Genomic DNA, 23,593 nt, shown 5'->3' with positions numbered 1-23,593 from the left:
AATGCGCACGGCACGAGAGGAATTCGACTCGCGGCTACGCATGCGCGCCGAGGCCGGGTGCCTCACGCCGACGACCTCGCCGCGGGGCCGGGCGAGCGGTGGGGCGTGCCGGTAGCCGGGCGCGGCCCCCGGTGCGACCGGGTGCCCCGGGCGCGTAGCGCGCCCGGGGCACCCGGGGCGATCAGGCGGCGCGCACGGCGGCGCTGATGGCGCGGCCGATGGCGGTGGCCGTGGTGGCGGGGTCGGTGACCAGGTGCACGGTGACCCCGTCCAGCGGGTCCGGGTCGTCGGCTTCCGGGTCGGGGTTGTGCGGTGCCAGCCACAGCACCGCGCATCCCGCCGCGCGCAGTGCGTTGACGCGGCGCTGGGCTTTGTCGCGTTGGGTGCCGTAGTAGAACCCGTCGGAGATGATCACCAGCAGACGGGTCGCGCCGGGCCGGGCCAGATCGAGGGCACCGTCGAGGGCGTTCACAGCGGCATCGATCACGTGCAGGTAGTCCGGGCAATCGAATTCGGTGATCCGTCTCGGGGTGGTGCCGGGGTAGGTGATCGGTTCGACCGAGGCCCCGAAGGTGACGGTCGCGGTGTCGGCGGGCATGGTTGCCAGCTCGGCGGCGTGGGCGATGATCCACGCGGCCGAGGCCACCGGGGCGGCGTAGTTGCTCATCGAGGACGACACGTCGCAGGCGATACCGACTCGCAACGGCGGCACCTCCACAATCTTGCGAGTGATGCGGGTGAACGGCTCGGCGGTCGGGATCGCCCCGGCGGCGCGTTGCGCTTCCCGTACCAGCGCGCCCCGCATCCGCAACCGGCCCGGCGGCAGCGCGGAAGTCGTTTTCACCGCGACCCGTTCGCGGGTGGCGGCGGTATCGAGAGTGCGGGCCAGCAGCCGCGCGGCGGTGCGCTCGTCCGCCCGCGCCGCGCGGGTCCTGTGGCGGCTCGCGGTTCGGCCCCTGCTCGATGCGTTGCCGAATACCCTGCGCGCCTGCTTCGCCGCCGCGTCGGCCGCTTGCTCGGCGGCCTCGCGTGCGGCGGCGGCGACCTCGGCCGGGTCGGGGTCGGCCGGTGAGGCGGCCACCGCGTCGCCGATGTTGCTCACCGTCTCCCCGATCGCGGATCCCAGCACCGAGCCCGGGTCGGGGTCGGTGTGGGGGTCGGGGCCGATGAGGTCGAACCACTGCTGGCCGAGTTCGAGCATGGCGGCGGTGTCGGTATCGGCAACGGTGTGGGCCTCGCGCCAGATGGCGCGCAACTTGGCGAGGGTGTCGGTGCCGAGGATGGCCTCGATCGCGGTGGCGGCGGGCGCGCACTCGGCCTCGGTGAGGATGCCGCCGTCCTGGCGGGCCAGGATGAGGGCGGCGTTGCGGGCCGCGTTGTAGGGGGTGGCCGGTGTCCGGGCGGCGGCGAGCGCGCCGCCGTTGTCCCCGATCACGATCTCGGTGGTGCAGGCGCGCAACCAGTGCCGGTCGTCGGGGCGGCGGCGGATGTGGGCGGCCTCGATCCGGGACTCCTCGAGCAGGTAGGCGGCATCGACCACCTCCGGGTGCGCGACCCGGGGTGCCTCCCATACCGAGTGTTTGGCGTGGGCGCACTCGTGTACCAGCGCGCCCCACACCGCCGGGTAGCGGTTGCGGTCACTGTTGCGTTCGGGGTGCGCGTGGGCCGGGTCGATCGCGAGGCGGGTGCCGTCGATCTCGATGGCCGCCTGGCTCGGGACGAATACCGCCGGGTTCCCGAATGCCGCGCCGGGGGCGATGGCTACGGTGAGGTCGTCACGGTCGGCGATCGGCGCGGCCTCGGTCGTCATCGCGGCCGACAGACTCGCCCATCCGCCGGTCACCGGGACCGACGCCGGGGCGGGCGCGGCGGTGGCGGGCGGGGTGGGGGTGGCCGGGCCGGTGCCCGGGGTAGCGGGCGCGGCGGGGTGTGCGGGCGGGGTGGTGATCACGTGGCCGGTCATGGCGGCGGGTGCCTTTCTGTGTGGGGCGGGCGGGTGGGCGGTCAGAGTCGGGGGCCGAGGGCGAGGGGGGCGTGGTTACGGCCGCACACGCTTTTCACCACGGCGGCCACGACATCGCGGTCCTCTTCCGGTGCGGCCCCTACGAGGTTGGCCAGGGCGGTGGCCTGGTCGGTGGCGGCGGCGATCTTGGCGAAGGCGAGCAGCTCGCGCAGCTGCGGTGCCCACCCGACCTCGCCCTTGTCCTGCCGGGTGGCCAGCGCGCGGGCCACTTTCACCGCGTGCCGGTCGACCCCGAGCTGGGTGGCGAGGTCGTAGTCGCTGCCCACGGCCACCTGGAACGCGAACCGGGATGCCAGCGCATCGGACAGGACCGCCCCGTGCACGCCGGGGTTGTGCCCGGCCACCACGAAGAATCCGGGCTCGGCTTTGACCACCTCGCCGCCGTGGGCTTTGATCACGATCTCGCGGCGGCCGTCCATCGCGGGGTACACCGCCGAGAGCACGGTCGGCGGGATGAGGGTCGCGTCGTCGATGAACAGCACCCGGCCCTCGCGCATGGCCCGGACCATCGGCCCGTGCACGAAAACGAAGGTGCCGTCCGGGTTCTGGGTGTACTCGCCCACCAGGTCGGCGACCGTGGTGTCGCCGTCGCCCTGCACGGTCAGCAGGTCACCGTAGGCGGCCTCGATGAGCGAGGTCTTGCCCGTTCCGGGCGGCCCGTACAGCAGCACCGGCACCTCGGCGGTGCGCATCGTGTGCAGCACCTCGACATCGGCGCGCCCGGCCAACTTGCGCAGGTGGTAGTCCTGCCCGTTCGGCCGCGCCACCGTGTTGCCGGTGCGGGCCGGGGCCGCCGGGGCGGCGGGCGCGGCCGGGGTGGCGTTCTTCTTCCGGCGGCGGGCCGGTTTCGCCGTGCTGGGGGCCGGGGCCGCCGGGGCGGGCGGCGTTGCCGGGGTGGTGGCGGCCGATGCGGCGGCGGTGGCGGTGGCAGCGGTGGCGCGGTAGCGGCGGGGGGCGGCCGAGGTGCGCTCGGCGTGCCCGGCGGCGGTCAGCGCCTCGAGGGCGTTGCCGACCGCCCCGGAGGACCGGTTGAGCCCCTTGGCGATTTCGCGGGGGGACTGTTCGCGGCCCGGGTCGGCGGCCAGCGCACCGGCGACCATGCGCCGCAATTCCCCATTCGGCAGACGACCGGCGGCCGGTGCAACGGTGGCGGGTGTGGTGGGCATTTGCAACTCCTGGAAGTTCAGCTCCGAATTCCCGCGCCTTTCCGGCACAGGTGCGGCGGGGCCGCCATTCGGATTTCTGCGAATTCCCCGGCGAATTCCGGGAACGGCTCGACGCTAGCTCGACCTCGAACAGGCTCACAACCCCAAAAGTGCGCGAATTTCCCGGAATTTTTCCGGACAACGACGAGTCACGCTGCGCAATAAGCGCCCGAACCACACACGGCAATGCCCGCGCACGATCGCACGCCACCGACCAACGCGATAGAAAAAGAGGTAATGAAACAGGAAGAACGGAAATGAGACAGGGAAAAGGAAATGGAAAGCGGGAGACAGGCGTGGAACGAACACGGGAGATCAGCATCGGCGGGCCGCCATCGCATGTCCATATAGCTTTGTGTATGGACAATCCCGGATGATATCCGCCCGGATATCTGCCGCCCTACCTGGCGATATGACTATCGGGGGTGGGGAGGTTTGATCGCCCCACGCATTTCCGCACGCATTTCCCCATGCACTTCCCCACGCATTTCCCACAATTAAAATTACGAAGGTCTCCGGGAGAGACACTCCGGATCTCAGTAAAGATCCGATTTGACGAATCGGGGAGAATATTTCCGTCGAACTGAAAATCGCAGTGACGATTCCGGGCGTGCAACTCCAGCGGGTTCGGCCGCGCCCGGTAATAGACTACCGGATGTTCCCACATTTCAGGTGTGTGGGGATGATTGATTTCTGCGTGCCCGGCCGGGGTTCGGGCCGGAATGGATTCGGTCTTCTCCTCGGCGGAGGTGTTCGAGGAGTTCTCGGGTTTTCCGGCTCGGGGTTTCGCCGATCTCGCCGAGTTTTCGGGTCATGAGTGTGTAGGTGCGAGCGAGGGCGGCATATTCGCCCAGGCGGGCGTGCTGGCGCAGGATGTCGCGCCACACGGTCTCGTTGTAGGGGTCGGCTTCGGCTGTCATCTCGAGCAGTCCGAGGGTCGTGCGGGGGTCGTCCTCGGCGTCGTGGGTGGCCAGCCAGTCCAGTGCGTTGTGGGCGTCGCGGCGGGCGGATTCGCGCAGCGGTTCGATCCAGGAGCCGGTCAGGTCGGCGGCCAGGTCGCTGGTGGCGATGGCGGTGATGGTCCGGCAGGCGGCGCTGCGGTCGGTGTCGCCGCTGGAGCGGCGGCGCGCGGCGACAGCGACGAGGAACTCCCAGTAGTCGACACTCACCGCGGCGGCCGACAGGCGGCAGTGCAGCCGGTCGTGGGTCAAGATTCCGGTGATCTGCCCGCCGGTGGCGGTGGTGATCGAGGCACGTAGCCGCGAGAGGGCGTTGCTGAGCGCGGCCGAGCGCTCCGGGGAATGCCCGCCCCAGATCAGATCGATCAACCGAGATCGGCTCAACCCGTCCGGATGTAGTGCCAGCAGGGCCACGAGTTCGCGGCTGCGCGGCTGCAACTGACTCGTCACCTCCACCGCTTCACCGGCCTCGGGCGCACGCCAGAACACCCGCGTCGCCCCGAACACGACGATCGACAGCGCGGGCGAGTCGGCCTCCGGTGGGACGGAGGCCGGAGGGAACTCCGGTGGGGCGGCGAGGTCGTCCTCACCCAGCTGGCCGACGTCCTCACCCAGCTGGCCGGCGTCCTCGGCTCGGTCCGCAAGGACACCGTGGGGGGCGGATGGCTCTGCGCTGAGCACCGGTAGTTCCTTCTCCACGGGTTCCGACGCGGCTGGGCGCGGTGGTGGCAGCGGGTCGATCGGGTAGACCCTCGGCCCGGTGTCGTCACGACGGCTGGGGTAGTCGTGGTGGGCGTCGTAGGGTGCGGGCGGCGGCGCGGGCCGGGCCGGGTGGCGGGCTGTACGCAGCTGCAGCTCGACGGCGGTGGCGATGAGCCCGGCGGACGGGAGGAGCTGCGCGGCCCGCCGGACGCGACGGCCGGTCAGTAGGGCTCGGGCACCGGTGCGGGTGGCGGGCAGCGTACCCACGACCGGGACACCGAGGGCAGTGGCATAGTCGCGGGTGCCGCCGATGAGCACGACGCCCCGGAGGCTGCCGTGGCGGGCGAGGGCATGGATGCGCGCGATGGCGAGCCCGGGGTCGATGTGCTCGGCTCGCATGACGAACAGGCAGGCGTCGGCGGCGTCGATGACCGGGTGCGGGTCCGAATCCGGCTCGGGCACGCCGCAATCGGCGAGTACTGTCGCCCCGAGACCGCGCCAGTCCACCTCGGGATCGGTGAGCAGTTCTGCGGCCGGGACGGCTCGTGTGGGGTCGTGGCGGGTCGGGGAGGCCAGCAGCGCCTCACCTCCGGGTAGGAACTGCACGTGCTGGGCCAGCAGATCAGGGGTGACGCGCTGACCCGGTCGGGTTCGGTGGGCCAGGCTCGCCAGCCCCAGCTGCGGGTCCCCGCCGGTCATTTCGGCGAGCTGACCGCCTGCTGGGTCGGCTTCCACGATGAGGGCGGTCTGCGGGCCGGGCCAGGTGTGAGCGAGGGCGAGGGTGGTCGTGGTGGTTCCGGCCCGGGGGCTCAGTCCGGCGACCGCGATCAGCAGGGGCGCCTGCGAGCCCGATCTCATGGCTATCCCCGCTTCTGGAAGTTGGAGATCAGCAGCGCGGTGCCGGTATCGGCGGGGCGGGTGTTGATCAGCTGGAGGTAATCGACCCGTGTGCGGTCCGGGTGCACTTCGGCGATGTGGACGTTCGCGGTGCCCGGGGCGATCGGGTCGATGGCCACGCAGTGCCGGGTGCCCGGCGGGATGCTGGAGATGCCCGCGGCGAGGGCGTCGGCGGTGATCCCGGTTTCGGGGGCGAGCAGCGGCATCGCCTTGGCGGCGTCGCGGTCGAGGAAGTAGGCGGCCTCGAACGAGGCGATTACCCCGGCCAGGGTGGCGGGGTCACCGGCGCGGTCGGTGACCACTTCACCCGAGAGCCCGGCACACGGCCCCTGGGCAGTGATGTCCGGGCTCGGAAGTGCGGCGGTGGACTGGACCTGCTGACCGGCGTCCCGGCCGCCGGTCGGGGTGACCGCCAGGACCACGGCCAGTGCCGCGACAATCGCCCCCACAACAGCCCAGACCCCGCGCGGCCACCGATACCGGATCCCGTCCCGCCATCGGGGCAACGGGCCGGTGTCGGCCGTGCCGGGAGCGTCGGCGTCGCGGAGCGGGACCAACCAGAGGCTCTCCGGCGAGGACGATCCGCCGGGCCCGTCGAGGGCGGGGCCGGGGCCGTGGCCGGTGACGACGTGGAGTTCCGGCCGGGACGCAGGCAGGTCGACCCACACCTCGGCGTCGTCGTCATCGGATGGATCGCGGGGATACCTCGTCATTCATCTCGCCTCCTCGGGCAGCGTCGCCGGATCGGGTGATCGACCGCGCCTGCCCGCACCCCCGGGGAAGCAGGGTGCGGGCAGGGTTCCCTCCGGAGGGAGTCAGGGACGGCGCGCGGGCTCACGGTGCTCGTGCTCGTCGATCGGCCGCCCCGAGCGGGGTGCCGGTCGCTCGGCGATGTCCTCCCCGAGTCGGGCGAGGACATCACGAGCCGCGCTCGCCGCGGTGGCGCGGTGGTCGTCGTTGTACTCGCGCCAGTCCACCTGGGTGCCACGCTGCCGGTAGGCGATCAGGGTCCGCCGTCCTGCTTGGGCGGGCACGATCATGTCGTCGCTGCCGTGGTAGAGGTGCAGCGGCACATGCGGCTTCGTATGCGCGAGAGTCTCAAGGGCCAGGACCCGGCGCCACCAGTGGTCGTTCCACGGGTCGGGGCGACGGCACCAATGCGCCAGCGGTTGCGGGAACCGGGCCAGCAGCTCGGCGGCGGTGAGGTGCTGGGCTTGCTCGGCAGCGGCCATCCCGTCCTCGGTGAGCACGTGACGCAGCGAGAGCGTGCTGTAAGCGCGGGAGAGCCCGACCAGCGCGGCCAGCCCGAGCCCGGCGCTCACACCCCGGCTGAAGGCCGGTGCCAGCGCCGCCAGATCGGAGACCACCGCTCCGGCGGCGACACCGCGCAGGTCCAGCTCCGGGGCGTACCAGGGGTGTAGCTCCCCGGCGGCGGCGGCCACGCGCCCGCCGTCGGCGTAGCCCCACACCACGAACGGCGCGACCGCCGCGCCGAGGTCGGCGTCGCGGTAGATCGCGCGGGCCAGGTCGAGAACGACCCGGCCTCCGGCGCGTGCGGCGAGGAAGGGGTGCGGTCCGCGCCCGGTCATGCCGAGTCCTTCTCCGTCGGGGATCGCCACCACCCAGCCCCGCTGCAGGGCTGCTTCGATGGCGGTGATGTCGGGTTCGGTGCCGACCGCCAGCATCTGCGAGGGCGCGCACACTCCGCCGAGCCCGCGAAATCCCGGGCAGTACGCCAGGATCGCGGTCTTGCCTACTTCGGCGACGTTCTCGGGTAGCAGCACGATGCCCGAGGCGGCGAAGGTCTCCGACCGTGAGGTGGTGGAGGTGTAGACGACCTGCCAGGCCCCGGCGGCGTCGGCGAGTTGCGGTACGAACACCGGGCGGGTGCGGACCATCGTGCCGGGCTGGTAGCCGTCGAGCTCGGGGGTGTCGTAGAAGGGGTCGAGGGTCATGGGTGGCTCCCGGCGAGGTCGTGGGCGAGTGCGATGAGCCAGGCGACTCCGCTGGCGAGTTGCCCGGCGGCGGCGTAGCCGGTGTGGCGGGCGATGGCGTCGGAATAGCGCAGCCACACTGCCGGATTCAGGGTGTCGGCGTTGTCGGCGAGCAACTGGCTCCAGGCGCCGGAGAGCTGCCCGGCCAGCTTCGGCAGTTGCCCGACCGGGTCCTCGGCCACCACGGCGGTGATCTGCCCCCACCGGGCCGAGGCCGCCGCGACCTCCTCCGGCGGCGGAGACGGGGTGTGGGAGTCCGCAGCTGCGGTGAGCCGCGCGGCCAGGCTCGCCTGCGGGGAGTAGTCGACCCCGCCAGGCCCAACCGTGAAGTCCTGGTTCACGACGGCGGTCCAGGCGTCCCCGAGCACGCCGGAGAGCAGGGCTTGGAGCGAGCCGAGCGCGGTGAGCGGATCGCGCAGGTCCGCCTGAGCGGCGACTCCGGCGGCCAGGCGCAGCAGGGCGGCATGGTCGGGTGCCGAGCAGCTCGGGTCGCCCTCGACGCAGATGTCGGCGACCCGCCCGGTCAATGCCCCGTAATCGGAGCCGCCCGCAGCGAGCCCGCTGCCCGAGGCCGGGGCGGTGCTGATCTGCACCGCCGCCACCCCCGACCCGGCAGTTCCGGGGGCCCGGTCGGGGCTCACCTGCCCGGGACGACCGGGGAAGACCGCCGTCCCGGGAGCACGGTCGGGGTCGGCGTAGAGCGCGACCCCCGCGACCTGCTCGGGCGCGACCGGGCCGTCCCCGGCACCAACCGCGCGTGCGAATTGCGAGACCACCTGCGCGCCCTGGGAGTAGCCGACCGCGGCGAGTGCGGTGGATGGGCACGCGGCGGCGACCCTGGCGGCGGTGTCTTCGAGGGCGGCCAGGCCGATGGCGACCGAGTCGGCGTAGGGGACGGGGCCCCCGCCGGTGCCCAGCGCGCCACCGAACCCGGCGGGGTAGGCGATGTAGGTGCGCTGCACCAGCCCCGGCACGGCCGCCACGACCGGGCCCAGCAGAGCACCGAGCATCCCGGTATCGGCGGTCTCCGACGCCTGCGGAGAGGACTGGCCGGTGCCCTGGACCCCGAGGATCCACAGCGCCGGGCAGCTCGAACCACTCGTCGGCGGCTGCGCGCCCCCGGTACCGGGGGCGCACAGCACGCTCGCGGTGGCCGCCAGCACGGTGGCGGTGAGCAGCCGGATCCCGCTCACGGCTGCCCCACCCCCGCACCGGCACCGAACCCCACGCCCACCGTGCCACCGGCCAGCGCGCCGACGACGGCGGCGGGAACCCCGGCCACGATCGCGCCAGCCAGCGCACCGGCCGCCGCGCCCAGCGCGGTCCCGGCGACCCCGGAGGTGATCGTGCCGATGACCGGCACCTCGACCACCGTGCCGAGCGCGGCACCGGCCATGCCGCCGATCGTGCCCCCGGCCAGCCCACCCGCCACCGCGCCCGCCGCTGCCGCCGGAGCACCGGCCAGCGCGCCACCGATCGCACCACCAACACCGGCCCCGGCGATCGTGGCACCGGCGACCCGGTCCGAGCGCCCCGCCGGAAGCCCGACCGAGTCCAGGAACGTCGCGGCCTGGGCCTCGGCGTTCGCGGCGGTGGTGTTGATTCCGTCGCGGATCTCCGGGGGCAGCCACTCCGGGGACGGGGCCTGCCACTGACCGACCCGGATCGTGTCCGGCGGCGGCTCGATCGGCGCGACCGGGGGCACCGGCTCCGGAGAATGCAACTCGATCACCTGTACCGACGGCGCGGGAGCGGGCGAAGGCGCGGGACGCGGGGCGGGCCCGTTGCGGACCTCGGGTGGCTGCTCCGGGTAGACCACCGCGGGCTCGGGCGGCGGAGGCGGCGGGGGCGGTGCGGGCGCGGTGGTTCCGGGCTGAGCCGGGGCGGTGACCCCGGGCTGATCCGCGATCGGGTCCAGCGTTGCTCCGCTCGCGAGCGGGCCGGTCAGCATGAGCGCCACCGGCACCGCGCCGAGCACCAGCAGCCGACCGCCTCGCAGCACTCGCACCCCGCGCTCACCGCGGTGACGGATGGTCGCTGGCCGGTAACCCCGTTCCCGGACCAGGACGGAAGGTATGAATTGTTTCCCGTTTTCGGGCATGACGAATAACCCCTCGGACAAAGGAGAAAAGATGAAAGAACAGAGTCAGCGGTGCGAGAGAAAGCGCACGCCGATTACGGGTCGCCCGGCTGCCCGACCACAGCCGGGCGACCCGCCGGAAAATTCCTCAGTTCAGCGCAGGATCGCGCTGCCGATCAGAGGAACGGGAGCACCAGGCTGATCACCTGGGAGCCCAGCGCCAGTACATTCGACAGCGCCGATGCGCCGAGATCGACTAGCGACAGAATTCCGTACAGATCCACAGTTCGTCCCTTTCAGAGCAGTTTCAGTTGCTTCACCATCACAACCTCGGAAAGTCCCGAATACTAGGGCTGCAAGGGGCAGAGAAATTGCCGACCATTTCGATACCCGAATCTATGTAGCCTGTGAGCTGCACTGATAGCGCAATGGGGCAACGATTCGAGCGGGTAGAGTCGCCAGAATTTAGCGATCCGCTGTGTCCCGAGCGCCGCGCCGCCACCTCGGACGCCCCGCGACCCCGTGGCCAGGTCGACGTTGCCGGAGTGCTCGATCTCGGGTAATAATGTCCGGTTGGGCGCGAGGCGTTCGATGGAACCACCGAGGTTTCCCGAGATGGAGGAAGAGAGGGAGACAGTGGATGAGACTTCCCGCCCGAGGCCCGATTCGCGGTGCACTCAGCGACCGGGCTTCTATCGCAACAAGATATCGGTCGAGATATCCGATATCGGCCGCTGGACGCGCCAGCTCCGGATTCAACACGGACTGACCCGACCGCAGGCGGCCCTGCGCCTGCATATCAGCGAGGGAACGGTCAAAGGGATCGAGAACAACCAGCTTGAGCCCTCGGAATCGGCGCTGGCCAGCATCGTGGCCGGGTACAACCTCGACCGGGCGCAGGAACGATTCACTCGCGAACTCGCCCAGGCGCCGGTCCCCCTCGCACCCCTCGCAGAGCTCCGCGAGCGTGCGCGTGCACCGGAGTGGCGAGCGAGGTTCGCCCGGCTCGACCGGGCCGGGGTGGCGTGCGCGTTCATCGACCCGTTGTGGAACGTGATCGCGGCCAACATGCAGTTCGCCGCGTCGTTTCCCGGGGTCAGGGACTTCGAGGACAACGTGGCGCTGTGGCACTTCCACCCCGGGGTGGACGACTCGCCCTCGGAGCAGACGATCTTGTTCCGCGACGACGAGTCCGCTTACCTCGTCGCGGCGCTGCGAGGGGCGCTCGGGCGGCACCGCGCAGAACCACGCGCCCTTGAGCTGCTGCGGCGGCTGCGAGCCGACGCCGCTTTCAGTTCGCGCTGGATCGGTACCGTCGCCGTTGCCTACGGCCGTGGCCCCGACAACCCGGTCCATCTGCTCGATCGGGGCACCGGTGTGCGCTACTCGCTGGGCATTCAGCTCGGCAAGGGCATGTGCGGGGAAAGTCTCCAGTTCTGCACCGCCCTGCCCAGCCTCTACCTCGGCCCGGTGTCGGCCTGAGCGGCGAGGCTCGGACACCGGTCATGGACGCGCTCGCAGCGAGGGGATGCTGTTCCGCCTCAACGGGTTCGCGAGCTTGGGCCTACGTAAGCTTGCGGACATGGGCGGAGTACGGGGATTCATGGAAGGCGCGGTCACGGCGCTGCGGGGTTGGCAGAGTTCGTCGGCGTTCTTCGAGGAGGCAGTGGTCGCGATCACCGGTGCCGGAGCGGGGATCGGAAGGGCTCTGGCCCTCGAGCTGAGTCGCCGCGGTGCCCGGCTCGCGCTTGCCGACATCGACGCGGAGGCGGTCGAGGGCACCCGCGTGGCGTGCGCCGGACCGCATGTCCCCACGGTGTCGGTCTTCGATGTCGGCGACCGCTCGCAAGTCCAGGCGTACGCCACCGGCACCGTCGAGCACTTCGGGCGCATCGACACCGTGATCAACAGCGCCGGTGTGCTGCACGTCGGCTCGGTCGCAGACTCTCCGCTCACCGACTTCGACGCCGTGCTGCGCATCAACTTCTTCGGAACCGTGCAGGTCACCAAAGCCTTCCTGCCGTATCTGCTCGACCAGGGCACCCGGGGCAGGATCGTCACCTTCTCCTCGGCGCTCGGGCTGGTCGCCGCCGCAGGCCACGGCCCCTACACCTCGGCCAAATTCGCGATCCGCGGCTTCACCGAGGCACTGCGCGCCGACCTCACCGGCACCGAGATCGCCGTGGTCGGGGTCTACCCCGGCGGGATCCGCACCTCGATCGCCCGCGCTGCCCTGCTGGCACCGGGCATCGATCGCCACACCACGGTGACCCGCTTCGAACAGCACGTCGCCCGCACCGACCCCGACCACGCCGCGCGAGTCGTCCTGACCGGGGTCGAACGGGGTTCGGCTCGCGTGTTGGTCGGAGCCGACGCCCAATTAGCCGAGATCACAGCGCGTCTCGCTGGTGCACGCTACGAGCGGCTCATTAAGCTCGCCGGAAGACTTTCATGATCGACAGCGGTCTCGGCCGAGCCGTCCGGTTCGTCGATCGAACTCTCCGGGGGGAGGGCCTGTGGCCGCACCGAAATGGCTGCTCATCGAGACATTCGGCGAGCAGCCAGAGCCCTCAGTGATCGCGGTCGGGCGCAGCCCGAAACGGTTCGTCCCGCTGGAGAACATCGTTCGCCACCGCACGACGCTGGCCGAGACCAAGCGAGCGATCGCCGCCGTCACCGTCGAGCACACCACGATCGACCAGGTTTCCGCCGACCGGTCACGCCGCACCATCGCCGTGCCGCTGGCGATCTCCTCGTCGCGCCTGCACGGCCTGATGGTCTGGTCCGGCTCTCCCGACGAGGCCGTGCCCCCGCGAGACCCCGCCGGTGCCTGGCTGTTCGACCTCACCGAAGACACCAGCCTGCGCAGCGATGACCTGCTCACCGTCTACGGCATCCCGCTCGAGCAGCACCCCGACCAGCGCATACAGTCGATCGCCGGTGTCTACTCCGCTCCCTTGATCTCCAATCACCGCGACGAAGGCACCGCGCTCGCCCGCATCGTGCGGGCGCAGGACGGCCAGGAAACCCAGTCGCTGTGGACCCTGACCCGCCCGGACGGGCAGCTGCGCGCCCTGCACTACTCGTGCCGCCAGATGAGCGAACCCGGCCTCGACGGCACCGTGCACAACCTGGTGCGCGGCATCACCCACGACATCGGCCCCGCCACCGACAACCCCGCCGCGCCCCCCTCGAGCACCCTCGACAACCGCGTGCTGGACGGCATCGCCGCGGACGGCGACTACCACGCCATCGTCAACCCCACCACGCTACGGCTGCTGCGCTGGGTCGGCCCGCCCCTGCCCCGCCTTGCCTGGCAGGGGCTTCCCGGCCAGCCCGCTCCCGCTGTGCACCCCGACGACATCGTCTCCGCCCGAGCGCTATTCGACGGACCCCACCGAGAGCGGTCGACCGGGCACGTCCGGATGCGCGCCCTCGACGGCTCCTGGCTCACCCTCGAAGTCAGCGCCAAGCCGATCGACCTCGACCTCTCGACTACCGCCGCACTGGTCACGCTGCGTCCGACCGGCAACTCCGGCACCCCGCAGTCACCCGCCGATGGGCAAGACTGATCCCGCGAACCCGCAGGAGACGCACCGGCACCGGGAACCGCGTCCAGCCGCGCCAGCGAGCCGAGCTTCCTGGGACTCCGCAATATGGCGGTCGCAATATTGCAACCTGCGTTCCGCCTCACTAGAATCCGCAGCAAACGCTGCCGCTCACCGAAGCGGAGTCCTGTCGGCATCGAATGTCATGCCGCTTGAAGCGTCCCGAACACCTCACTTGAATGCCATGTCCGCGTGGGGGGTTCATCGACGTCGAAAGCGAGCCTATGACTCCGTCCCCTTCAGCTCCCGCACACACCGCGATGCCGGACCTCCACCAGTGGCTCTACTGGGCTCGCACCCGCGCAGGGTTCTCCCAGGAAGGCGCTGCCCGGCAGGCCGAGATCAGCTACTCATACCTCAGACGAATCGAACGCCAACAGCTCAGGCCGACCCGCAAGGTCCTCGACAACCTCACCGCGGCCTACCGGCTCGATCAGTGGCAGCGACGCCACACCCGCGAGCTGTGGGAGCCCTCCGCCGAGCTGCTGCCCGCCGATGAACTCCGTCATCACCTCGCCAACCCACGAATCCAGGCGCATCTTCACCAACTCGACCTCCGGAGCGTCCCCTCAGCACACCTCGACCCGCTGGCGAACGTGCTGCACGGCAACCGCTCCTTCCATCTCGCTGTCCCCGATCTCGGTGAGGCGGAGGACAACCTCGCGCTCTGGCTCTTCTCCCGCACCGGCCGGCGAGTCGTCGCGCACTGGGAATACGAAGCTCGCGAGTGCGTCACCGCAGTCCGCGCAGCCCTCGGGCGGTACCGCGACACACGACAGGCACAACGCCTCATGACCACGCTCCGGACCGACGACGACTTCGCACGGCTCTGGGCGAGCACCAGACTGCAGGTCAGCTACAACCGACACTGCACGACCACCCTGCGCCCCCTCTCCCTCGACTGCCCCCAGCCCCTGTCGATCAGCTTCCAGCTCAGCGAGGTCGCCGACCGCGACGACATCCTCGTCGCGGTCGGCATCGACAACCACGCCGCAGCCGCAGGCTGAACCGTACGAACTCCCGCCCGCAGCACACGCAGGCCCGGATGGTGCGCCACATCGACCGTGCCTAGGCTCGCCACATGAGCGATCCCATCGATCTTCTACCGGGCACGCCGGTGGAATGGTTCGAGACCAGGCACGGCGCGCCCGCCGACGCCGACGACCCCGACGCGGTCCGCCACGCCGACGTCATCGAGGACGCCTACCGAGCCAGCGCGGGCGGCCCGGTAGAGCTGTACTTCGTCGGATGCGTCCGCCGGATCACCGGCAGTTTCACCACCACCGTGAAAGCCGACCAGCTGCGCCCGGCCACAAACCCGCAGATCGGCCCACCTGCGGTGCAGTAGACCCGGCGTGGCGTCGGCTGAACGACCGAGAGCCCTCCGCTCACTGCGAGAAGCTACCGACCTCAAGTCGCGCAACTGGAACTCTCGCACAGCGCAATCAGCAGCGAACCTCTCGCCGGGCCACCACCCCCGCCGGGGTGACGAGGTCGGCGATCAACGCGACCGCGTTCTCGGCTCCGGCGAGGTGATCGGCACCGGGGGCGATCAGGGTGTTCGCGCCCCGCTCGCGCAAGGTCGAGAGCATCAGGGTCGTGGGCATGTAGGTTCCGGGCTCAAGGATCAAGACCGTCTGCAGGTCCACGCCGACTTGGAGGGCCAGCGTCGCGATCGTGACCTCATCACTCGCGCGATCGGCACTTGCCGCGGTGCGGATGACTCCGATTGCCCTGGCGCTCATGGTTTCCGACTCCTTGATGCTTTGGCGTGGTCGTTGGCTATGGATCGAGCTGGTAGCAGCGTCGCGGGCCCGGCACGACCCGGAGGAGTCTCGGGTGTGGTCACAGCAGGATATGCCCGGGTCCACCGCGGCGAGACGTTGCCGGGCCGCAGAACAGAGGCACGAGGTCCCCGCCGGGAGCGTGCTTCCAGGCCAGATAGACCCCGATGAGCACGGCACTGCCCACACACCCCGCCACTATCGTGCCGACGGTGCGCCCCCGCCCCGGTGCTGCGATTCGCACCGCGATTGTATGAACGACAAGCCACCACATGGTGGCGAGCGTGGTCATCGCGGGCACATGCGCACAGAAGATGTACGCTGCCGCGATCGGGCCGGTGGCTATCACGCAGGCGGTCCAGGATTCGACCAGCAGCGCACCCCCGGTGAGGGCGGTCGCTACACCCGCCACCACCGAGACGATCACCCGGGTCGAGGTGACGCGGCCCCGGCGCTGGCCGGTGTCGGCCCCGGGGGTGGTCGCTGTGCGGTCCCGGAGACGGGGCGAGTGTCCAGCGGCCTCGAGCCAGCGCGCGCGGTGTCTGCCTCGCTCGGGTCGGCGGGCCGGAATGCGCTGGCCAAAGGGGTCCCAGGTCATCAGCCGGGCCCCGCCCCACAACAGCAGGCAGACCAAGCACCCGGTGGCCAAGATGGTCATCGCGAGCCCGGTGCCGGGCCGGGTACGCACCGCGGCCGTCTCGTCGCCAGCGGTGTAGGTGGGCTGATCGTCATCGGCGCACCTGTGGTATCCGTCCCACGCCCGCGTACAGCGAGACTCGCGCATCGAGGTGAGCCGCCAGCGACGCCACATCCTCGCCGCGGGTGGGTTCCTCGCCGTTGTCGGGCCGCCAGCGGTGCGCGGGCACGATCCCGGGGCCGACGATGTCGAGACCGGTGAGGAACTGGGCGACCTCGTCACGAGTACGCGGGCGGACCTCGATACCGTGCTTGCGGTAGACCTGCACTACCGCTGCGGTACCGGGCTCGTCGAAATCGGCGGTCGCGTGCGACAGACCCAGATACGAGCCCGACGCGAGTCCCCGCCGCAGAGCGGCCACGATCTCGTAGGGCATCTCTTCGTCGCCGAGGAAGTGCAGGATGGCCCCCAGCGATACCCCGACGGGCTCACTCAGGTCCAGGGTGTCGGTTAGCTCGGGCGCGGTCAGGATCGAGCCGGAGTCGGTGAGGTCGGCGTCGATGCAGGTGATGCGCCCTTCGGAGGTGCCCACGAGCAGGGCGCGGGCGTGGGCGAGCACGATCGGATCGTTGTCGACGTAGACCACCCGCGCGCCCGGGTTCACCTCTTGGACGATCTCGTGCAGGTTCGGCTGATGCGGGATGCCACAGCCGATGTCGAGGAACTGATGGATCCCAGCCAGGGCGAGGTAGCGGGCGTAGCGGGCCATGAACGCGCGGTTCTCCCACGCGGCGATCCTGGCGGAAGAGAAGGCGGCGAGGACCTGCTCGGCCGCGTCCTTGTCCATGTCGTAGAAGTCCTTGCCGCCGAGCAAGTGGTTGCACACCCGTGCGGTGTGAGCACGGTTGACACCGAGATCAGGTGGACTGTCCACCACCGGGACTCCTTTCGATGTTCGAGGTCAGCCTCAAGAGCCCAGCCTGGGTCCGATCGGGCCCGCCCACTGCGGTTGCGGGTAGTGCGACGGCTGCCGTTGCAGTGCGAGGTCTATCGGCTGGGTTGCGGCCAGCACGGTGCGGGCGGCTTCCTTGGCCGGGCAGTCGATCACGCTGCACCGCTGGTGGCGCTGCATCAGCTCGTACGCCTCGTCAACGGTCAGCTGGTAGACCGGAGCCGCGTGGAACCCGGTGACGGCAGCCGGATTCCTGGGGCGGCTGCGGGTCCACCACAGCAGCCCGGCGAACCCCAGCACAGGAGCCGCGACCAGCACCGCGAGAGCGGCCTGGGCGGCGCTCACCCGGTCACCGCCGAGCCCCGGTCCGGGGTCAATAGCGCCGGGATGGCGGAGTGGCCGTTGACGATGAGGCTCGGGCGGCGTACGAGCGTGGCGGGCTCGACCGCGCAGGTCATCTGAGGGAACCTCGCGAGCAAGGCCGGCAAGGCGATCTCGGCTTCGAGCCGAGCCAACGGCGCGCCGAGGCAGTAGTGCGGTCCGTGCCCGAAGGCCAGGTGGGCTTTGTTCTCCCGGCCGGGGTCGAAGACATCGGGGTCGATGTGGACGCTCGGGTCGCGGCCCACCGCGGCGAGGGAGGCCAGGACTATCTCCCCGCGGCCGATCGTGACCTCGCCGAGGTCGATGTCGGTGGTGGCGAACCGGAACGGCATGTGGATCAGGGGCGGGTTCACCCGGAGGGTCTCCTCGATGACCTCCGACCAGTCGTGCTGGCCCATGAACAGGTCGATCCGCAGCTGCGGGTCGGCCAGGACCGCCACGATCGCCTGGTCGAGCAGATGAGCGGTGGTCTCATAGCCCGCGGTCACCAGCAGCAGCAGCGTGTCGCCCAGTTCCTGCTCGCTGAGCCCGTCACCCTTGGCATCGCGGGCGGTGATCAGCGCGGTCGCGACGTCGTCACCGGGATGGGCGCGCTTGTCGGCGACCACCTCCCCCAGCACCGCGTACAGGGAGGCGAAGTTGGTGGCTGCCTGCTCGGGCGTCAGGGTGGTGTCGAGAATCGCCGTCGTGTGCTCGCACAGACGCCGGGCGGACTCGGCGGCCACACCGAGCAGTTCGCAGATCACCCGGCTCGGGACCTCGTCGGCGAATCCCGCCCGCAGATCCACGCTCACACCGGCCGGGGCCGCCGCGAGTTCGTCGCACAGCTCGGCCACGATCGCGGCGATCCGGGGCTGCAGCTCCTCGATCCGTCGGCGGGTGAACGCCGCCGACACCAAGGTCCGCAGCCGCCAATGCTCGGCACCGTGAGCGGTCAACATGCTGGCCACTGCCACCCACGGATACATCACCCACGCCCGGGTCGCCTCGGAATCGAACTCCGGCCAATGGCGGCGGGCGTCCTTGGAGATCCGCGGGTCGGTCATCAACGACTTCAGCAGCGCGACGTCAGTGATCGCCCACGCCCACACACCGCCCGGTAGCACGACGCGTGCTGCCGGACCGGCGGCACGTAGCTGCGCGAGTTCGGTGGCGAAATCGACTCCGGTCAAGGTCAAGTCGGTCATCGGGCGGCTCCTTCGTGTGGCCTGAGCGGGGGCATGGCGAGCTCGCCGATATCGGCGGCGGGGAATCGGACAGGTAGTTCGGCCAGCGCGCGGTGGAACGGTCCGGGCCTCCACGTCGGGGGCGCGTCCGCGGCGAGTTCCAGCTCCGGGAGCGCGTCGAGCAGCTGCTCGATCGCACGGGCCACGATCACTCCCGCCACGGCCTGGGCGGGGCAGGCGTGCGGTCCGGCACTCCAGGACAGATGCGCCCGATTACCCCACCCATCGGCGGCCGGGGCGGCGGCAGCGGGGTCGCTGTTGCACGCGGCCATGCTGATCACCACCGGCGCATCGGCGGGCAGCCACACCCCGGCCAGCTGCCGGGGCTGGCGCGGGTAGGAGATGCAGAAGTTCGGCAGCGGGGTGTCCTTGGCGAGCACCTCCTCGATCGCGTCACGGATCGAGAGCCCGCCCCCGAGCACCCCGGCCGCGAACCGGTCATCGCTCAACATCATCAGCACCGTGTTGGTGATCAGGTTGCAGGTCGGCTCGGTCCCCGGACCGAGCAGAAGCGCCGTCTGATCGACCACCTCCCCGTCGTTGAGCGCGGCCGGGTGCTCGATCAGCCGCGACATCATGTCCGGGCCGGGCCGGGCGCGTTTGTCCTGGGCCACCGAGTACAGCGCCGCCCCGAACCGGGCCCCGGCCTGCCCGTCGCCGTCGAGCATGCGAGCCATCTCCTGCCACACCTGCTCAGCGACCGCGGGCTCGATGCCCAGCAGGTCACACATCACCAGGACCGTCAGCGGGAAGGCGTACTCGGCCCGAAGCTCGGCGGTGCCCCGCTGGCAGAACCGGTGGATCAGCTCCTCGGCGGCCCGGTCTACCGCCCGCTCCACCGAGTACAGGTCCACTCCCGCCAGCGACCCGACGATCGCTCCCCGGAACCGGGCGTGCGCGGGCCCCGCCGACCGCAAGGCGTTCTGACGCGACGCCAGCACCGGATACACCTCGCTGTCACGGCGCGCGGTCTGCTCCCAACGCGACGGGTCCGCCGGGAAACGCTCGGGATCGTGCAAGACCGCCAGAGCTTCCCGATACCCGATCACCAAAGTCGCCGGTACTTCCGGAGCGAGCCATACGGGGACCACCGGCCCGAACTGCTTCCGCATATGTTCATACGCGCCATGCGGGTCGGCAGCGAAAGCCTGCGAGAACAGCTCGACTCGTAAGCCGTCGATGTCGGCAGGATCGCCGAGAGCAGCAGGGCGAAGATCAGAAATATCAGGGGGTGCGGTATCCAGGTCACCTCGGACTGGACACGATGAGCGCGGACTGGCCGTGACGGTATTCAAAGCAGAACTCCGGATGGTCGGAATCAGGCCGGATTCGGCCCAAGCGCAGAAACGATGGCGGCGAGCCATGCACCGGCAGCTACCCCCAGCACTCAACCGCCACGCGGATCCGTTGCCGACTACCTTCACGAATAACGCTCTGCCCCAACAATGTCATCGGTCTGCCATTGCTCCGACGGGACTCTGACATTGCGAGCGGAGCAGCCCAGACGGGGCACTAGCGGATTAGGGTGAGACCACCACCGAGCGTGAGGATTCCGGATGGCCGCGAGCTCACACCGCACCGTGCTTGAAACCCTGATACACCTGCCCGACCGACGCATCGGATCCCGCACCGTCGGTGAATGGTGCGCGTTCTTCAACCACACAGCTCGCGCACAGGGCGAGTCCGTCACGCTCAGCGAGCGCCAACTTCACCGCTGGATGGCAGGCACCACCCGCGAAGCCCGCCCAGCAGCACGCCGCGTCGCCGCGATCGTCTGGCAACTCGACTTCGACACCCTGGTCTCCCCGCCGACCGCGACCGAGCCTTCACCGGCGCTATCCTCGGTGGAGCACCTCAACCGGGAGATCGCCATGTCCACCGAAGACACCGCTCGCTGGATCAAGAGTGGCGGTGGTGGCGTCGACGGCACCGTGCTGGAGCAACTCCACGCCGACGTGCGCCGCTTCGCTACCGACCACCTCACCAAGTCACCGCTGGAGCTGATTCCCGACCTCACCCGGGCCCGGCGCGAGATCTTCGACCTGCTCGACCGCCGCCAACGCCCGCGCTACCTGCCCGACCTCTATCTGATCGCTGGCCAGATATGCGCCCTTCTGGCCCACGCCTGCGCAGACCTCGGCCGCACCTACGACGCTGAAACCCACGCGCGAACAGCCTGGTTCGCGGCAGACTACGCCGAGAACAGCCAACTGCGCGCCTACGTGCGCTGGGTACAGGCAAACATCGCCTACTGGGCGAGCGACTACCGGCGCGCCGCAGACTACGCAGACATCGGACTCGCGGACGAAAACGACCCCTCGACGGTCCTACGCCTCGCAAGCCAGCTTGCCCGCTCCCGCGCGGCGCACGCCGACACCGACGCCGCACTGCGCGCACTCGACACCGCGATGAGCGCGATCGACCAGGTCGACCCGGCCGCCGCGTCCGGCCACGGCGTCATGTGGTTCGACCCCGGCAAAGCGCTCTACTACGCAGCCGAAACCCACCTCGCCATCGGCGGCCGACGCCACAACGAGATGGCACTGACTCTTGCCGACTCCGCGCTGGCGACCTTCACCCCGGACAGCCCAGCAGAGTTCTCCGCGGCAGCGGAACTCGACGCCGCCCGAGCACTCCTGGCGATGGGCGACCTCGATGGCGCCGCCGGCCGACTCAGCCGAGTGCTCACCTTGCCCGTCGAACTCCGCACCACCCCGATAATCCAACGGGTCCAGGCCACCGCCGCGCAGGTAGCCACCCTCGCGCAGAATGCGCGCGCCACTCGCGACCTACCCGAGCGAATCAAGCTATTCAGCACCTACACCGCAGCCCACAGCTAGGAGCGCACGTGCCGCCCACCCAGATCGCCGTCTGCGGCCCCCGCAACTGCACCGATACCGACGCCAAAGTCGCCCGGCAGATCGGCCAGCTCCTCGCCGAAGCTGGCGTGACGGTGCTCTGCGGGGGCGGGCGGGGAGTGATGGCAGCGGTCGCCGAAGGCGCATCCAACGCGGGCGGTCTCGTCATCGGTGTGCGCCCCGACGACGACCGCTCCGCCGCCTGTGAGGGCCTCTCCGCTGTGCTCTACACCAACATGGGCGAAGCACGGAACGCCATCCTGATCTGGTCCGCCGACGCCGTCATCGTCGTGGGCGGATCCTGGGGCACCCTCTCCGAACTCGCACTGGCCAACCGCCGCGGCGAGACCCCCATCGTGAGCATTGGAGGTTGGACCGTCCAAGATGCGGACGGCAACCCCATCACCGCAGCGATGTCGGCCACGACGCCACAGGAGGCCGTCGACCTTGCGCTTAAGTACGAGGAGGCTACATCCCCTTAGCTCGGGTTCAGGCTGGTCGCGTCGAACTCCCCATCAACGACGCCAGCACGGAACGCCGTCCATTCACCGGCATCGAACCGCAGTTGCACATCACCACGAAGTGACTCCACAACAGTATCGTCGCCGCGCTTTTCGACAGCTACTACAGCGTTATGGCTGGTCGTGCCCGTACGAGTGTCGTCAAGGAATGAAGGCCAAGTGGCATGAGGGAAGGCTATGATCCCGGCCTCGCGGTATTTGCTGTGCCGGACGTAGATCGCGGTGTCACCAGGGGCGACCTCTACGCAGTTCTCGCCGTTGCCGCTGTAGCTGGATGTCCGCCATTGAAGGCGGTCGCCGGTACTCACCGAAGCTCCTAACCTGCCGATAGTGTGCTGATGCGACGCCTGATCAGGTCCGCAGAGTCGGATTCCGACAGCGCCGCTCGACAGAGCCGATCAGCCGCCATTTTATACAGCGCCACCTGCTCGGGTTGCTGCACGTAGACCGCACCATCGGGGTATTCGATGTACCCGATGCTCTGGGCGTCATCGAAGTCGAGCAGCATCACCTCACCATCGAGTCCGTCGTGCACAGCCACGGTGATCGGCATGACGTGCAGCTCGACGTTTTCGCGCTCCATCAGGTTCAAGACGTGCTCAAGCTGGGCGGCCATGACAGCGGGCCCGCCAACGATGCGATCGAGGACGGCCTCTTCGATGACAACACAGAAGCCGAGCGGATTCGCACCGCCGGTCAGCCGTTGGCGAGCCATGCGAGCGGCGACTACGTGCGGCGCGTTGATGGGTGCGACGCGAAGGTGCCCCTCGAGAAGGGCGGCAGCGTAGTCCGGCGTTTGAAGCTGGCCCGGTAGCAACGTCTGCTCGTAGGTGAAAACCCTGCTCGCCAAACCCTCAAGCCCGACGAAGATCTTGAACCAATCCGGGAAGACGCTACCGAACGGCGCGAGCCAGCTGGACTGGTCCGCCTGAGTAGCAAGAGCAGCGAGGCGCTCAACGTGCACCGTATCGACAGCGGTGAACTGGCCGTAGAAGGTCAACAGTGCGGTGATCTCGGCGGGCTGCTGCTGGTTGCGGCCCGATTCGAGGTAGTTGATCTTCGTCTGCGTGCAGGCTAAAACCTCCGCGGCCTGCCGCTGGGACTTCTTCGCACGCTCGCGCGCATCTCGAAGTTCGCGGCCGATCAGGAACCGCAACGCATTCGGATCAGCTCGACGAGCCTGCTCCGGCGGCGATTCGGTCATCCCAGCCTCCCTGTCAACGGCGTCCGACAGCACCTTAACCGGACTCAAGGAGCTAATTATCGCAGGTATTGCGGTTGGTATACATACCGGATAAATTACCTGTGCTGGTTACTTCATAGGACACATCAACACCTAGCCGATTACCTCACAGGACCAGCAGGGTGGTGGCACATGTTCAGGCAATTTGGCAACGGACGGGCACCCATCGGCACTGAGACGAGACCTACGGTCCGAAGTGTCGGCGATGGCAACTGGGTAGTGAGCTTCCTGCCTGGGCGGACGCTGTCGGAAGACCAGGCCCAAGCTGCTCTGCGTGCGGCCGAGGAACTAGACGCCCTCGGCGGTTACGCCTCGCTGCTCGGACTGACGGTTCTGGAACTGGTTGGGCTGGCGACGATGGACAGCTCCAGCGAGCGGTTGCGGTCCGGTGGCGTGGCCGATCAGGTGACAGGGCCGGGATGGCAGCAGTGAACGCCGAACAGGTCGCGGCGTCAGCTATCGCAACGCTTCCCTCGTGCGCCATCGTGATCGCCGTCATTCGTCAGCATCGGGGCCCGCTCTC

Annotated in this window: 23 protein-coding genes; 8 read left to right on the top strand and 15 right to left on the bottom strand. The window is 69.7% G+C overall.

The features are described from left to right. Positions 1-181: 181 nt before the first annotated feature. The 7 genes from LTT61_RS22025 to LTT61_RS21995 all read right to left on the bottom strand — a co-directional run bounded on the left by LTT61_RS22025 (position 182) and on the right by LTT61_RS21995 (position 9,788). Entirely contained in the window at positions 182-1,963 is a 1,782-nt protein-coding gene (locus LTT61_RS22025) for a VWA domain-containing protein (RefSeq protein ID WP_233015958.1), read from the bottom strand. 41 nt (positions 1,964-2,004) lie between these two features. Further along, a complete protein-coding gene (locus LTT61_RS32680) occupies positions 2,005-3,189 on the bottom strand; it encodes an AAA family ATPase (RefSeq protein ID WP_269821781.1) in 1,185 nt (394 codons plus the stop codon). A gap of 707 nt (positions 3,190-3,896) precedes the next feature. Continuing rightward, the gene (locus LTT61_RS22015; RefSeq protein ID WP_233015957.1) at positions 3,897-5,747 is read right to left on the bottom strand and encodes an AfsR/SARP family transcriptional regulator; all 1,851 of its coding nucleotides are present in this window, start codon (positions 5,745-5,747) and stop codon (positions 3,897-3,899) included. A gap of 2 nt (positions 5,748-5,749) precedes the next feature. Further along, positions 5,750-6,499, bottom strand: a complete 750-nt coding sequence (locus tag LTT61_RS22010) for a hypothetical protein (RefSeq protein ID WP_233015956.1) — start codon at positions 6,497-6,499, stop codon at positions 5,750-5,752. A gap of 102 nt (positions 6,500-6,601) precedes the next feature. Beyond that, a complete protein-coding gene (locus LTT61_RS22005; RefSeq protein WP_233015955.1) occupies positions 6,602-7,741 on the bottom strand; it encodes a lipase family protein in 1,140 nt (379 codons plus the stop codon). Further along, positions 7,738-8,973 (bottom strand): cutinase family protein, encoded by a 1,236-nt coding sequence (locus LTT61_RS22000; protein WP_233015954.1) that lies wholly within the window; start codon positions 8,971-8,973, stop codon positions 7,738-7,740. Before LTT61_RS22000 ends, LTT61_RS22005 begins: the two co-directional genes overlap by 4 nt. Then, a complete protein-coding gene (locus LTT61_RS21995) occupies positions 8,970-9,788 on the bottom strand; it encodes a hypothetical protein (RefSeq protein WP_233015953.1) in 819 nt (272 codons plus the stop codon). Before LTT61_RS21995 ends, LTT61_RS22000 begins: the two co-directional genes overlap by 4 nt. A 687-nt stretch (positions 9,789-10,475) precedes the next feature. On the opposite strand from LTT61_RS21995, the gene LTT61_RS21990 reads away from it, so the two are divergent. The 5 genes from LTT61_RS21990 (at position 10,476) to LTT61_RS21970 (ending at position 14,816) form a co-directional block, all read left to right on the top strand. Beyond that, the gene (locus tag LTT61_RS21990) at positions 10,476-11,342 is read left to right on the top strand and encodes a helix-turn-helix domain-containing protein (RefSeq protein WP_233015952.1); all 867 of its coding nucleotides are present in this window, start codon (positions 10,476-10,478) and stop codon (positions 11,340-11,342) included. A 121-nt stretch (positions 11,343-11,463) separates the two neighbouring features. After that, complete coding sequence (locus LTT61_RS21985; protein ID WP_233015951.1) at positions 11,464-12,315, top strand: SDR family NAD(P)-dependent oxidoreductase; 852 nt, start codon at positions 11,464-11,466, stop codon at positions 12,313-12,315. Positions 12,316-12,376: 61 nt separating this feature from the next. After that, on the top strand, positions 12,377-13,432 hold the full coding sequence (locus LTT61_RS21980; RefSeq protein ID WP_233015950.1) for a GAF domain-containing protein: 1,056 nt from the start codon (positions 12,377-12,379) through the stop codon (positions 13,430-13,432). Positions 13,433-13,728: 296 nt separating this feature from the next. After that, entirely contained in the window at positions 13,729-14,475 is a 747-nt protein-coding gene (locus LTT61_RS21975; RefSeq protein WP_233015949.1) for a helix-turn-helix domain-containing protein, read from the top strand. 74 nt (positions 14,476-14,549) lie between these two features. Then, entirely contained in the window at positions 14,550-14,816 is a 267-nt protein-coding gene (locus tag LTT61_RS21970) for a hypothetical protein (protein WP_233015948.1), read from the top strand. 97 nt (positions 14,817-14,913) lie between these two features. Here LTT61_RS21970 and LTT61_RS21965 read toward each other — a convergent pair whose 3' ends face one another. The 6 genes from LTT61_RS21965 to LTT61_RS21940 form a co-directional block, all read right to left on the bottom strand. Continuing rightward, positions 14,914-15,213 (bottom strand): hypothetical protein, encoded by a 300-nt coding sequence (locus tag LTT61_RS21965; protein ID WP_233015947.1) that lies wholly within the window; start codon positions 15,211-15,213, stop codon positions 14,914-14,916. A gap of 100 nt (positions 15,214-15,313) precedes the next feature. Then, the gene (locus tag LTT61_RS21960; RefSeq protein WP_233015946.1) at positions 15,314-15,910 is read right to left on the bottom strand and encodes a hypothetical protein; all 597 of its coding nucleotides are present in this window, start codon (positions 15,908-15,910) and stop codon (positions 15,314-15,316) included. A 70-nt stretch (positions 15,911-15,980) separates the two neighbouring features. Next, on the bottom strand, positions 15,981-16,826 hold the full coding sequence (locus tag LTT61_RS21955) for an SAM-dependent methyltransferase (RefSeq protein ID WP_233015945.1): 846 nt from the start codon (positions 16,824-16,826) through the stop codon (positions 15,981-15,983). Positions 16,827-16,856: 30 nt separating this feature from the next. Next, on the bottom strand, positions 16,857-17,186 hold the full coding sequence (locus LTT61_RS21950) for a hypothetical protein (protein ID WP_233015944.1): 330 nt from the start codon (positions 17,184-17,186) through the stop codon (positions 16,857-16,859). Beyond that, positions 17,183-18,409 carry a cytochrome P450 family protein gene (locus LTT61_RS21945; RefSeq protein ID WP_233015943.1) on the bottom strand — a complete coding sequence of 409 codons (1,227 nt, stop codon included), beginning with the start codon at positions 18,407-18,409 and terminating at the stop codon, positions 17,183-17,185. The genes LTT61_RS21950 and LTT61_RS21945 overlap by 4 nt, the downstream gene beginning before the upstream one ends. Continuing rightward, a complete protein-coding gene (locus LTT61_RS21940) occupies positions 18,406-19,389 on the bottom strand; it encodes a cytochrome P450 (protein ID WP_332909197.1) in 984 nt (327 codons plus the stop codon). The genes LTT61_RS21945 and LTT61_RS21940 overlap by 4 nt, the downstream gene beginning before the upstream one ends. 615 nt (positions 19,390-20,004) lie before the next feature. Between LTT61_RS21940 and LTT61_RS21935 the strand changes: the two genes are divergently transcribed. Together LTT61_RS21935 and LTT61_RS21930 are read left to right on the top strand one after the other, a co-directional pair. Then, positions 20,005-21,288 carry a hypothetical protein gene (locus LTT61_RS21935; protein ID WP_233015942.1) on the top strand — a complete coding sequence of 428 codons (1,284 nt, stop codon included), beginning with the start codon at positions 20,005-20,007 and terminating at the stop codon, positions 21,286-21,288. Between the two features lie 8 nt (positions 21,289-21,296). Next, entirely contained in the window at positions 21,297-21,788 is a 492-nt protein-coding gene (locus LTT61_RS21930; RefSeq protein ID WP_233015941.1) for an LOG family protein, read from the top strand. Here the strand turns inward: LTT61_RS21930 and LTT61_RS21925 are convergent. Beyond that, positions 21,785-22,135 carry a DUF397 domain-containing protein gene (locus LTT61_RS21925; RefSeq protein ID WP_233015940.1) on the bottom strand — a complete coding sequence of 117 codons (351 nt, stop codon included), beginning with the start codon at positions 22,133-22,135 and terminating at the stop codon, positions 21,785-21,787. The genes LTT61_RS21930 and LTT61_RS21925 overlap by 4 nt on opposite strands. Before the next feature lie 8 nt (positions 22,136-22,143). Next, positions 22,144-23,031 carry a helix-turn-helix domain-containing protein gene (locus LTT61_RS21920; RefSeq protein WP_233015939.1) on the bottom strand — a complete coding sequence of 296 codons (888 nt, stop codon included), beginning with the start codon at positions 23,029-23,031 and terminating at the stop codon, positions 22,144-22,146. Positions 23,032-23,289: 258 nt separating this feature from the next. Between LTT61_RS21920 and LTT61_RS21915 the strand changes: the two genes are divergently transcribed. Beyond that, positions 23,290-23,502, top strand: coding sequence for a hypothetical protein (locus tag LTT61_RS21915; RefSeq protein WP_233015938.1), 213 nt, complete (start codon positions 23,290-23,292; stop codon positions 23,500-23,502). The last annotated feature ends 91 nt before the right edge of the window (positions 23,503-23,593 follow it).

Origin of the sequence: Nocardia asteroides (assembly GCF_021183625.1) — a bacterium.
Lineage (GTDB): Bacteria > Actinomycetota > Actinomycetes > Mycobacteriales > Mycobacteriaceae > Nocardia > Nocardia asteroides_A.
This window is presented reverse-complemented; position numbering and strand designations above follow the sequence as displayed.

What these genes read in the sequence shown, in the direction of transcription:
- LTT61_RS22025 (WP_233015958.1), bottom strand. Translation starts at nt 1,963, where the DNA reads ATGACCGGCCACGTGATCACCACCCCGCCCGCACACCCCGCCGCGCCC.
- LTT61_RS32680 (WP_269821781.1), bottom strand. Translation starts at nt 3,189, where the DNA reads ATGCCCACCACACCCGCCACCGTTGCACCGGCCGCCGGTCGTCTGCCG.
- LTT61_RS22015 (WP_233015957.1), bottom strand. Translation starts at nt 5,747, where the DNA reads ATGAGATCGGGCTCGCAGGCGCCCCTGCTGATCGCGGTCGCCGGACTG.
- LTT61_RS22010 (WP_233015956.1), bottom strand. Translation starts at nt 6,499, where the DNA reads ATGACGAGGTATCCCCGCGATCCATCCGATGACGACGACGCCGAGGTG.
- LTT61_RS22005 (WP_233015955.1), bottom strand. Translation starts at nt 7,741, where the DNA reads ATGACCCTCGACCCCTTCTACGACACCCCCGAGCTCGACGGCTACCAG.
- LTT61_RS21990 (WP_233015952.1), top strand. Translation starts at nt 10,476, where the DNA reads ATGGAGGAAGAGAGGGAGACAGTGGATGAGACTTCCCGCCCGAGGCCC.
- LTT61_RS21985 (WP_233015951.1), top strand. Translation starts at nt 11,464, where the DNA reads ATGGAAGGCGCGGTCACGGCGCTGCGGGGTTGGCAGAGTTCGTCGGCG.
- LTT61_RS21975 (WP_233015949.1), top strand. Translation starts at nt 13,729, where the DNA reads ATGCCGGACCTCCACCAGTGGCTCTACTGGGCTCGCACCCGCGCAGGG.
- LTT61_RS21970 (WP_233015948.1), top strand. Translation starts at nt 14,550, where the DNA reads ATGAGCGATCCCATCGATCTTCTACCGGGCACGCCGGTGGAATGGTTC.
- LTT61_RS21965 (WP_233015947.1), bottom strand. Translation starts at nt 15,213, where the DNA reads ATGAGCGCCAGGGCAATCGGAGTCATCCGCACCGCGGCAAGTGCCGAT.
- LTT61_RS21960 (WP_233015946.1), bottom strand. Translation starts at nt 15,910, where the DNA reads ATGACCATCTTGGCCACCGGGTGCTTGGTCTGCCTGCTGTTGTGGGGC.
- LTT61_RS21945 (WP_233015943.1), bottom strand. Translation starts at nt 18,409, where the DNA reads ATGACCGACTTGACCTTGACCGGAGTCGATTTCGCCACCGAACTCGCG.
- LTT61_RS21935 (WP_233015942.1), top strand. Translation starts at nt 20,005, where the DNA reads ATGGCCGCGAGCTCACACCGCACCGTGCTTGAAACCCTGATACACCTG.
- LTT61_RS21920 (WP_233015939.1), bottom strand. Translation starts at nt 23,031, where the DNA reads ATGACCGAATCGCCGCCGGAGCAGGCTCGTCGAGCTGATCCGAATGCG.